The sequence below is a fragment of the Prevotella sp. HMSC073D09 genome, from assembly GCF_001814145.1.
Taxonomy (GTDB): domain Bacteria; phylum Bacteroidota; class Bacteroidia; order Bacteroidales; family Bacteroidaceae; genus Prevotella; species Prevotella conceptionensis.
This window is the reverse complement of record NZ_KV815126.1, coordinates 63398-73548: the sequence shown is the minus strand read 5'-3', so window position 1 is coordinate 73548 and position 10151 is coordinate 63398. Positions and strand designations below refer to the sequence as shown.

Sequence of the window (10151 nt, the reverse complement as noted above, 5' to 3'; positions counted from 1 at the left end):
AGAACGTATGGAATAACTTCCGCCAGGGTCGCTTCCTGAAACATAGCCCCGTTTTGTCACAGACAAATGGGGCAACATTTCAGATTTCATCATATCTCCGCCCAGTACTTTGTGCATGAGCGGGGTGATTATCTTGGTTTTACAGTATAAAGACATAAACTCCTCTCTGTTTGTAGAAATATTTAAAGTAAAGACGACTTCACCGCCTGTTTATAATGAGTTTCAGCCTCAATACCAAATTTGCGCCAACAATAAAGCCTCCCCTCTTGGTGCTTTGTTCGTTAATTGGTACGTTCGTCAGTTTTCACGATGAGAACAAAATTCGTTGACATCAAAGCATATAATGCCCGCTTATACGCCTAGATAATATGGGAAAAACAGGTTTCTAAGTAGCACCACCAAGAACAAAAAAGTGGCCGTTGCACGCCTTTCGACGTAGCAACGACCACTTTCGTTAATATTTAAACCTATGAATTTTCTTTTTATACGGGAACGTTTACACGGCCGTAATTGTACATTTTGAGCACGTTTACACAGTATTTGTTAAACTTATCGCTCGTTACAATTTTCTTAACCATCTTTCTCATAACTTTATTCCTTTCTAATTTAATTATCCTAATGTTTTGTTCGATGCCTCTTCACATCGGTGTTATCCTGAATATGTCTTTTTAAAGACTTTAAGCGATGTTCGCTAAACGTGATGCAAAGTTAAGACCTAAAATTGTGTGCGCAAACAATTTGATGGAAAAATGGCGTTTTAAGGCCGTTTCTTTGACACACATCAATGCGGTTGACCTAGGTCAACCACCTGGCAGCTGCCAATTAGTCAGCCTTCAAAACATCAAGAAGACGGCCGTGTTTGTCGAACGAGAAACGATGGGCAATATAAAGCGTAACCATGAGCGAGAGCATGGGTGCACAGAAAGTGATACACGAAATAAGTATCTGATAACGCACAGCCGTATCGGGCGCCGAACCACCAAGTATCTGGCCAATCATCGTTCCGGGGAAACTAACCAGCCCCATTACTGCCATATTGGCAATACAAGGCATAAAAGACTTCTCTATGGCCTGCCTAATAAAGGGCGTCAAAGCCTCTAAACGTGTTGCGCCATTGCCCAAAAGATAGAAATACAACTGCCGTTCGCGCTGCAAACCATGATAATAAGTACTCAACGAAAGCACGTTCACCCCAAGCATATTGCCTAGCAGTATGCCCACAACGGGTATAAAATAACGTGCATCGAAGGGGTTATACAAGCGCAACACCACGAAAAGGGCATACATGCACACCACGAAAGCCCCCACGCCTAGACCTACGGCAATAGGCATAAGCATCAGCCGCATGCGCATACGGGTTCGGTTTACTGCCGTTATCGAGGCCACCAGCACCATCAGCACAAACCAAAGCACATTGACCAACCAACTGTTGTAGCTGAAAAGGAACTCTAAGTAAAGTCCGATAAGCGACATCTGTACCATCATACGCACCGTAGAGATGATAGTAGAGCGAATAAGAGGAACTTTGAAATAATGGAAGAAATAAAGCGGAACAAGCACCAAGAGCAATGTCAAGAGCATTCCGATGATGGATATATTCATTTTATAAAGCCGTGTTTGGGGTTACTGATTGTTTAGTTTAAGCATCAAGGTCTTATCGCATTGCCCAGCAAAGGCCCTATCGTGGCTCACAGCGATGATGGCCGCCCCACGTTTGGCCAAGCTTTGCAGATATCCGGCAACAAGCAATGCACTGTCTACGTCTAAGGCCGATGTTGGTTCGTCTACCAGCAACACCTTCTTATCCAACAGTCCGGCCATCGAGAGCATAATGCGTTGTCGTTCGCCTCCGCTCACTTCGGCCAAGCGCTTATCGTATAATGTTTCGTCCAATCGCAGTCGAACCCATTGGTCCATCAGCGCCTCCTTAGAAAATCGTTTGTCGCGATTTACCCGTAGTTGGTAGGGCAAAGCCACAAGCTCGGCCACGGTGTTGCAAGGTAGGTTCACTTCTTGTGGAACATAGGCTATCATACTGCGCATATACTCGGCAGAGAGCGGCGTTAGTTCTGTTCCGCCAATGCTAACTGAACCCTCGTCAAGGGGCTGAAAGCCCAATATACATCGCAACAGCGTTGTTTTTCCGCATCCCGACTCGCCCATCACGCAAAGCATCTCGCCCCCACTAACCACAAACGAAAGGTTGTGGAACAGGCTTTTACTCTCTAACGCAAGACTGGCGTCTTTCATTTCTACCGTCATACTATATTTATAATGTGTTATGGTGCGAAGGTTAGGCAAAGCGCGCATATCTACACTAGGTTATGCGCCAGTATGGCCAAGGCACGGTTCGCGCCAGGTGTTCTTTAAGTTCAATAAAGTAATGAATTGCCTACAAAAATACAAAGAAAAGTTCACAAACGTGTCGTTTGTTGGCTTTTTACGCTATCTTTGCAATGAAAACGAAGGAGAAAGATAAATATGGCAACATCCAACAACATCGACATAAAGCTTTACTTACCTGCCGAGTGGCACGAGCAAAGCGGCGTGCAGCTTACGTGGCCGCACGCAAAAACAGACTGGGCACCCATTTTGCCCGACATAACCAAGGTGTTTGTGGAGCTTACCCGAGCCATTGCCAAACACGAAAAGGTGCTTATCGTGGCTCCCGATACCGATGAGGTGAAGGCAACGCTTATGCGAAACTTAGGCATGGAACGCCTGCGCAACGTTCTGTTTCACCAATGCGAAACCAATGACACATGGGCCAGAGACCATGCCGCCATAACACTTACGGGCAACAACACCAACAATGGCTTTAAAATACAAAACACGCTGCTGGACTTTAAGTTTAATGGGTGGGGCGAAAAGTTTGCTGCCGACAAAGACAACGCCATTACCCAAAGCCTATACCACGAGGGTATGCTTAACGGAACGCTTGAAAGCCACAACGACTTTGTTCTTGAAGGCGGTGCCATAGAAAGCGACGGAAAGGGAACGGTGTTCACAACATCGCAATGCCTGCTGGCCCCGCATCGCAACCAACCTATGACAAAAGACGACATTGAACAACGGCTGAAAGAGGTGCTGAGAGCCGAACACGTGGTGTGGCTAGACCATGGGAACCTTGTTGGCGACGATACAGACGGACATATCGACACCATTGTGCGCACAGCACCCGAAAACACACTGCTATACGTGGGATGCGACGACAGCCACGACGAGCAATACGAGGATTTCTTGGCCTTAGAACACCAGTTAATGGGCCTTCGCACATCAACAGGCATGCCCTATCGCCTGCTGCGTCTGCCCATGCCCGACGCCATTTACGACGAGGGCGAACGTCTGCCTGCCACCTATGCCAACTTCCTCATCATCAACGGAGCCGTTATTTGCCCCACTTACGCACAACCCGAAAAGGATAAACAGGCGCTGCAAACCATCGCCCAAGCTTATCCTTACCGCGAAATCATAGGCATAGACGCACGCACCGTTATCAAACAACACGGGTCGTTGCACTGCCTTACCATGCAATTTCCGCAAGGCGTTATTGCCAATAACCCATAAAACCACGACAAAGAAAAAAATGCTTAGAACAGGAATAATACAACAACACAACACGGCCGACATACAAGACAACATGAACCGACTGGCCAACGGCATTGCTCAGCTGGCCAAGGAGGGCGCACAACTCATCGTTCTGCAAGAACTGCACAACTCGTTGTACTTCTGCCAAGAAGAACAAGTAGACGTGTTCGACCTTGCCGAGCCCATTCCTGGTCCATCAACGCAGTTTTTTGGCCAACTGGCCAAGGAGCATGGCGTGGTGATTGTTACCTCGCTGTTCGAGAAAAGAGCACCAGGGCTTTACCATAACACGGCTGTGGTGATGGAAAAAGACGGCAGTGTGGCAGGCATTTATCGTAAGATGCACATCCCCGACGACCCTGCTTACTACGAGAAGTTTTACTTTACGCCGGGCGACTTGGGCTTTGAACCCATCAACACAAGCGTTGGACGATTGGGCGTGCTGGTTTGTTGGGACCAATGGTATCCAGAAGCAGCCCGACTGATGGCCATGCGCGGAGCCGACTTGCTTATCTATCCCACCGCCATTGGCTATGCAGCCAGCGACGATGAGGCCGAACAGCAACGCCAACGCGATGCTTGGACAACCATACAGCGCGCACACGCCGTGGCCAACGGCCTGCCTGTGGTGGCAGTTAACCGCGTTGGTTTCGAACCAGACCCTTCGCAACAAACGCCAGGCATCAACTTTTGGGGCAGTTCGCTCGTATCTGGTCCGCAAGGCGAACTGCTTTTCCGTGCCAACGACACCGAAGAACAGCGCGCCATTATAGATATAGACTTGGCTCACAGCGAGCAAGTGCGCCGTTGGTGGCCATTTTTCCGCGATCGTCGCATAGACGAATACGGCGGCCTTACGCAGCGTTTCTTGCAGCCGTAGCAGTCGGCATTGCAGCAGTCTCGGCCTTTTAGGCTCGTTGGTTTGCCTCTTTAAGGCGCTCATTAGCCTGTTTCTTCTAGGCCGTTAGTTTATTTCTTTTAGGGCGTTAGTCTTCCTCTTGCGACTTATTGGCGGCAAGCAGCGAGCCGAAGAAACCCAGCAAAACCTCCACGCTCTTTTTGTCGGGTATGGCTATCTTGATATGTGTCGCTCCCGTTTCGGGGTCTTCTTCCACCAGTTCTTCCACCAGCTGCCTTGTTGCCTCTGGCGACTTAAGCGTGTCTGCAAGCCCTTGGAAGAACGTACGCCCTGCATGTACCAACTCTTTGGGCGTAGATGGGTTTGCGCTGCGGGTGCTGTGGCCATGGGTGGGTGTGACATTGGCATTTCCTTTTGCCGCATTCTTGGGTGTGTCTCCGCGTCCGAAGTCCTTGTTCTCGGCCATTTCGCCTTCGTGCTCAACGGCATTGTCCTCATACTCGGCAGCATTGTCTTCTGTTCCATCATCAGTTGGTGTGCCAAAATCAAAATGAGTGACTACCGTTGTGTTATCGTACTCGTCTTGCGGTGTTTTGCTTTCCCTTGCACGTTCTGCATTGCTGTTTCCGCCCTCGTTGTCGGCAAGGGTGCGCGCGCTTACTTCGCTTTCTTCATTATTGCGCGTTTCTTCTTCATTTTCGGCCAAATCGTCATCGTCAAACACTTCCGTTTCGCTTGTTTCGGGGGCGTTGTCTTCCATCGTTTCATTGCCCACAACCAGCTCTTGCTCGTCGTTGTCAATGGGGCTTTCGCCAGTGTGGGTGTCTGCCGAGCTGCCCATCGTTTTGTTTAGTTCGGCCATCATCTCGTCAAACTTGCCTTGTTGGGCAAAGATGGTGTCCTCCCCGCCATCCAAAACCCCTTCGAAGAGAGAGGATTTGAACTTTAATTTACCCAGCATGTCTTCTTCGAACGTGCCTGCCGACACGAGGTTTATCACCTGTATGTTGCGTTTCTGCCCCAGACGGTAAACACGTGCGATGCGTTGTTCAAGTACGGCAGGGTTCCAAGGCAGGTCTATGTTCACCACGACAGAGGCTGCTTGCAGGTTCAACCCGGTGCTTCCCGCATCGGTAGAGAGGAAAACGCGGCAGTGGGGTTCGTCCATAAAGTTGTTTACAAGGTCTTTACGACGTATCGAGGGGATGCCGCCATGCAGATATTCAAAGCCGATGCCTTCCTTTTCCAATTCTTTGGCCACCAGTCTTGTCATTCGTTCCCACTGGCTAAACACCACCAATTTCTCATCGCCGCTTTCTATAACATTGCGCACGATGTTTATCACCTCGGTTACTTTTGTGTCGAACCGCGTTTTTTGGTCTAATATGTAGGTGCTGTCGCACAGCATACGCATCTGCGAGAGGTGCTTCATCAGCCTATTGCGGTCTGTTTCAGACAAGAAGTGCATGTTCTGCCATTTCTTCAACAGCACCGACACATGCCAGCGCGCCTCATCGTGTTGCACCATCTGTTGCTTAGTCATGGGTACGAACAAAAGTTTGTCTTGCCTTTCGGGCATTTGCAAGTTTACGTCGCGTTTGCGCCTCCGTATCAAGAAACGTTTGATGCGCTCGCCCAATTCGTTCAGGTTACGATAGCCCGCGGTAGCACCTCTCTCATCGAGCATAATGTACCGGTCTTTGAACTTATAATAAGGGCTAAGTGCGAATTGGTCTACCAGTTCGGCCACCGAATAGAGTTCTTCCAAGCGGTTTTCCAAAGGCGTACCCGATAGCACCACGGCATATTGGGCGTTCACCTTGCGGGCCGCTCTGGCGATGTGCGTATTCCAATTCTTAAGTCGCTGCACCTCGTCTATCACCAACATGTCTACCTCTATGCTTTTGAGAAGTTTCAAATCGTTGCTTAATGCGTTGTATGATATGATGCGATAGGGTTCTTGACCTTCATATTGTTTGCATCTGGCCAACAAGTCGCCCTCTATAACGTGAACTGTTTCGCCTGTAAATCGTTCTATTTCGCGTTTCCATTGGTATTTCAGCGATGTGGGGCACACGATGAGCACATTTCCCACCAGTGCCTTGTGCCTTAACATCTGCGCTGTGGCGATGGCTTGAATGGTTTTGCCCAGTCCCATCTCGTCGGCGATGATGGATTTGCCTGCCTTTAAGGCAAACTTTATGCCCTCAACCTGATAAGGATAGAGGCGGGTGTGCAGCAGAGAGTTGAAATCTTCCTGCCCCAAAGCGTCAACCCATGCCGCCCTTTCAATGTTTTCTCGGCGTTCAACAACATATTGCAGCGCATCGGGGTAACATCTAAACCCGGCATCGAGTTCTCGGGCCTTGGCCAAGAACTCATGGAAATGGGCATAAGCTGTTGGTTTTAACGCTAAATGCTCGTCAAAGTAATCGTTCGCCAACATCTTGAACGCCTCGCTGTTGTCGCAGCCGATGCGTATGCGCACTTGGCGACCTTGCCTGTAATCGATGTATACGGAGGAATAGGGCGGCAACTCCCTGTGCACTTTTCGTCGCCCGCCAAACGTGAGTTTCAATGCTTCTATGTGCTTGCATGTGTCAAGTTGAGATGTGCGGAAATCAAAACACGAGCAATAATTCCACTGGCTGTTTGCCCCGCGATACACAACTTTATACTGTTGTTCGGTTTTGGGATTGGTCACCAAGTACTCTCCGGGCTGCAGCTTATCGTCTACGGTAGTAACAAGCAGCCGCTCTTCTCTGGCCACTTGCCTTCTTAATGCCACCTGCCAGTCTTCCAAGTTCATACCTTTGGGCATCACTTGGTGGGATATTCTTTTCCTTACCTTTTGTTTACCCTTCTTTTTCTTCTTTCCCTTGTTGATGTTTTCGCTCATTATCAGTTAAACTTTGCTCGTTTTCGAAGAAGTTATCTTGGCCTTATCACCTCAATGTGCATAGTGTGGGGCTTTATGCTGAATGGCCAAAGCAAATTGGCAAGACCAAACAACGCCCCCCTTTTGGAGTATAAAGCTTGCAACAAAGGTACAATAATATTTGATAATCTCACCGCTTTGTGGGCCGTAAAGTTTAGGTATGCAGCAGATGTGCATGGCAGGCAGTAAGACGCTCTTTGCTAGTTGTTTTCAGTTCCGAATGGTTGTGTACATGGTGCCTTCGATGTCGAAACGCAAACAACAAATCGGGGTTATAGTAGTTGTTATGCCTGTTTGTGATTGGGAGATTTCACCACACATCCTTCACTAACCGTCCCACAAGGTCAATAACTACCTTTATTTTACAATACCAAGAAGACCCTATTTTACGAAACCGATGTAGCAAATAACACGCAGCACATTGGTAAAGATTGGCTTACGCGGTTGTTGATGTAAAATAAATTCACGTGAAACATCGCCATAAATTCACATTTTTAAGCCTTTTACATTTCGAAATCTCTACAACTGGAGGACAGAGAGAGAGGCTTTACCTAGGTGTGCAACCTGCTCCTTTTGCCTACAACCAGCCGTGATGGTTTGCCCAAGACCGAACATCGGGCGGTAGGAGTGGCAACGATAAATGTTAAGGCATGTCCAGTCTTTTCGCCCTAGTCCACATGGTTGATGGCGTAGGGGTAGCAAATGTTTTTCTCAATCGCCCTCCTGTGGTATGTTATAGTCAAAAGTAAATGGATTTGGGAAATAGAATTTGCAGAACGACGAAGGAACTCAAGCGAACTGTGATGAGCTTTCTTGAAAACATCGCGGAATACAAGGAAGCGGTGAATTTACTTCTAACCATCAATTCCCGATTGGTTGATTCCTAAACCATTTTTTTTGACTATAAGCCTTCCACTTACACCAGGAAAACGCAAAAACGGGATGCTTTATCACAAAGCATCCCGTTGTCATTAACAACTCTCTTTTCTTTCTTTGTTTCCTGAATAATCTTTACTTTCTAATGCTATACCTGATTTGAGATTCAATCCTTATTCAATCTTTTGCCTATGTTATGGGATGTTGTGGGGGAATAAACCAACATCCAGTCGACTACTTTCCCCGCATCCCCTTAACATACTGGGCCTATGGCAAAGCCCGCCTAATACCTAATTGTTTTTTTATCTTCGTCCCCCGAAGTGCACACCGCCAGAGTTGGTGTTCGAGGAGTTCGTATTGTTATGTTGCGGCGTATATGTTGTACCGCTATTGTTAGCGCCGCCAAACGAACGACCGGAACTTGAAGGGGTAGAACCACCTTGCGAACGTGTGGAACTAAACGGTGTTACGCTTTGTTGCGTGTTGCTGAAAGACGAACCACCTGTGTTTCCACCGAACGAACGTCCCGATGTTGAAGGCTGTGAGCCTTGCGAACGGCTAGGGCTGAACTTGCTGTTGGGCACTTCGGCCGATCCACTTGCATCAGAGCCGCTGAAATAACGTGCGCCCCCAAAGTTTCCGCTGCCAAAGTTGTCGTCGTAATCACGGTTTATGCGTGCCGTACTCCGCGTGCTGCTTTGACGTTCGTAACCATCATTCCAACTTTCGCCATAACCAAAATCGCGCCCCGAACCATAGCGGCTGCCGCCCGAACGCCTGGACTGGCTAGGATAATTGTAATTGTACGTGCCATAGTCGCGACCAGAGTAAGAGCTTTGCGGTGCGTCGTAGCCATAGCCGTAATTGTCGTAGCTGTTATCGGTAAAGCCGCCAAACCTAAATCCGCGTCCATAGTCGCCACGTTGGAAACCATCGCGCATGCCATAGCTGCGCCCTCCGCCAAACTGCCTTCCGCTGTACCTGCTGCGCCCGCTATACCAACCGCTGGTGCCGCGATAAGTGTTGTAGAACACGGGGCGACCGAAGTAATAATAGTCGCGATAGGGATAACGAGCGTATATGCGGAACCGCCAGTAACCCGTGTCGTAGTAAAGAGGACGGTAGAAGTAATTGGCCTGGCAGTATGCCCTGTATTGCCAATCGTATAGTATATAACCCAAGTCTTGGTTGCGCCTGCGCCAATAGATACCGTAAAGGTCGTCGTAGTGGTCGATGCTAAGCAAGTAATCGAGGTTTATTTCGTAAGCAGCCTCATACTGGTCGTCGGTGAGGTTCAGCTCGTACGCCATCTTATCGGTGAGGAAGAGGGCTTGTTGCCGCGCTTGTTCGAAACTCATCGCCTTAGCCTGATAAGCAAAAGCCAGCAGAGTAAGCAGGGTTATTAATAGCTTCTTCATAATCGTTCTTTTTAAAGATGTTTATAACTCGATTCTAATTTTTTGGAGGCCAGCTCGGTTTTGGTCCTCTGTCTCTCTCTTTGTCTTTGTGGGGTAGCCTATGGCCGCCTCTTCGGGGATTGCCTTTTGGCCTTTATTCCCTTTTTACATTTGCAAAGTTAGCCCAATTATAAGCCCTACCAAAAGGTTTTTCCCTAAACACGAAAGGAAATCCCCTACTCCAATGGAATAGTGAGTTAGTTTAGACGGTGAGGTGGTGAATTATTAAGGTTATGAGTTCATAAGCTTAGGCGCAATGAATAACCGTTTAATGACCATTATTATTCCTTACTCTCTAACAGTAGGCCGAGAAGAAATGTTTACCAGACAGCAATAAATTAAAAACAGCTTGTGATTGTTTATACATCGGTGAAGTTTCATACACCAACAAACAATCACAAGCTGACAAGGGAACGAGTTAATAAATGGGCAA

Annotated in this window: 6 protein-coding genes; 2 read left to right on the top strand and 4 right to left on the bottom strand. The window is 48.1% G+C overall.

Going from position 1 to position 10151, the window contains the following annotated elements; all coding sequences use genetic code 11:
• Positions 1 to 822: 822 nt before the first annotated feature.
• Together HMPREF2955_RS12275 and HMPREF2955_RS12270 are read right to left on the bottom strand one after the other, a co-directional pair.
• Complete coding sequence (locus HMPREF2955_RS12275; RefSeq protein ID WP_070723744.1) at positions 823 to 1602, bottom strand: ABC transporter permease; 780 nt, start codon at positions 1600 to 1602, stop codon at positions 823 to 825.
• 21 nt (positions 1603 to 1623) lie between these two features.
• The gene (locus tag HMPREF2955_RS12270; RefSeq protein WP_070723743.1) at positions 1624 to 2262 is read right to left on the bottom strand and encodes an ABC transporter ATP-binding protein; all 639 of its coding nucleotides are present in this window, start codon (positions 2260 to 2262) and stop codon (positions 1624 to 1626) included.
• Between the two features lie 219 nt (positions 2263 to 2481).
• Between HMPREF2955_RS12270 and HMPREF2955_RS12260 the strand changes: the two genes are divergently transcribed.
• Both HMPREF2955_RS12260 and HMPREF2955_RS12255 read left to right on the top strand, forming a co-directional pair.
• The gene (locus HMPREF2955_RS12260; RefSeq protein ID WP_070723742.1) at positions 2482 to 3567 is read left to right on the top strand and encodes an agmatine deiminase family protein; all 1086 of its coding nucleotides are present in this window, start codon (positions 2482 to 2484) and stop codon (positions 3565 to 3567) included.
• 19 nt (positions 3568 to 3586) lie between these two features.
• The gene (locus tag HMPREF2955_RS12255) at positions 3587 to 4468 is read left to right on the top strand and encodes a carbon-nitrogen hydrolase (RefSeq protein ID WP_070723741.1); all 882 of its coding nucleotides are present in this window, start codon (positions 3587 to 3589) and stop codon (positions 4466 to 4468) included.
• Positions 4469 to 4574: 106 nt separating this feature from the next.
• Here the strand turns inward: HMPREF2955_RS12255 and HMPREF2955_RS12250 are convergent, their stop codons facing one another.
• Positions 4575 to 7346, bottom strand: coding sequence for a DEAD/DEAH box helicase (locus tag HMPREF2955_RS12250; protein WP_246830143.1), 2772 nt, complete (start codon positions 7344 to 7346; stop codon positions 4575 to 4577).
• A gap of 1217 nt (positions 7347 to 8563) precedes the next feature.
• The gene (locus tag HMPREF2955_RS12245; protein WP_070723740.1) at positions 8564 to 9679 is read right to left on the bottom strand and encodes a hypothetical protein; all 1116 of its coding nucleotides are present in this window, start codon (positions 9677 to 9679) and stop codon (positions 8564 to 8566) included.
• Positions 9680 to 10151 lie beyond the last annotated feature (472 nt).

Excerpts from the sequence above, each read along its gene's own strand:
- HMPREF2955_RS12250 (WP_246830143.1), bottom strand. The coding sequence starts at position 7,346 with ATGAGCGAAAACATCAACAAGGGAAAGAAGAAAAAGAAGGGTAAACAA.
- HMPREF2955_RS12245 (WP_070723740.1), bottom strand. The coding sequence starts at position 9,679 with ATGAAGAAGCTATTAATAACCCTGCTTACTCTGCTGGCTTTTGCTTAT.
- HMPREF2955_RS12255 (WP_070723741.1), top strand. The coding sequence starts at position 3,587 with ATGCTTAGAACAGGAATAATACAACAACACAACACGGCCGACATACAA.
- HMPREF2955_RS12270 (WP_070723743.1), bottom strand. The coding sequence starts at position 2,262 with ATGACGGTAGAAATGAAAGACGCCAGTCTTGCGTTAGAGAGTAAAAGC.
- HMPREF2955_RS12275 (WP_070723744.1), bottom strand. The coding sequence starts at position 1,602 with ATGAATATATCCATCATCGGAATGCTCTTGACATTGCTCTTGGTGCTT.
- HMPREF2955_RS12260 (WP_070723742.1), top strand. The coding sequence starts at position 2,482 with ATGGCAACATCCAACAACATCGACATAAAGCTTTACTTACCTGCCGAG.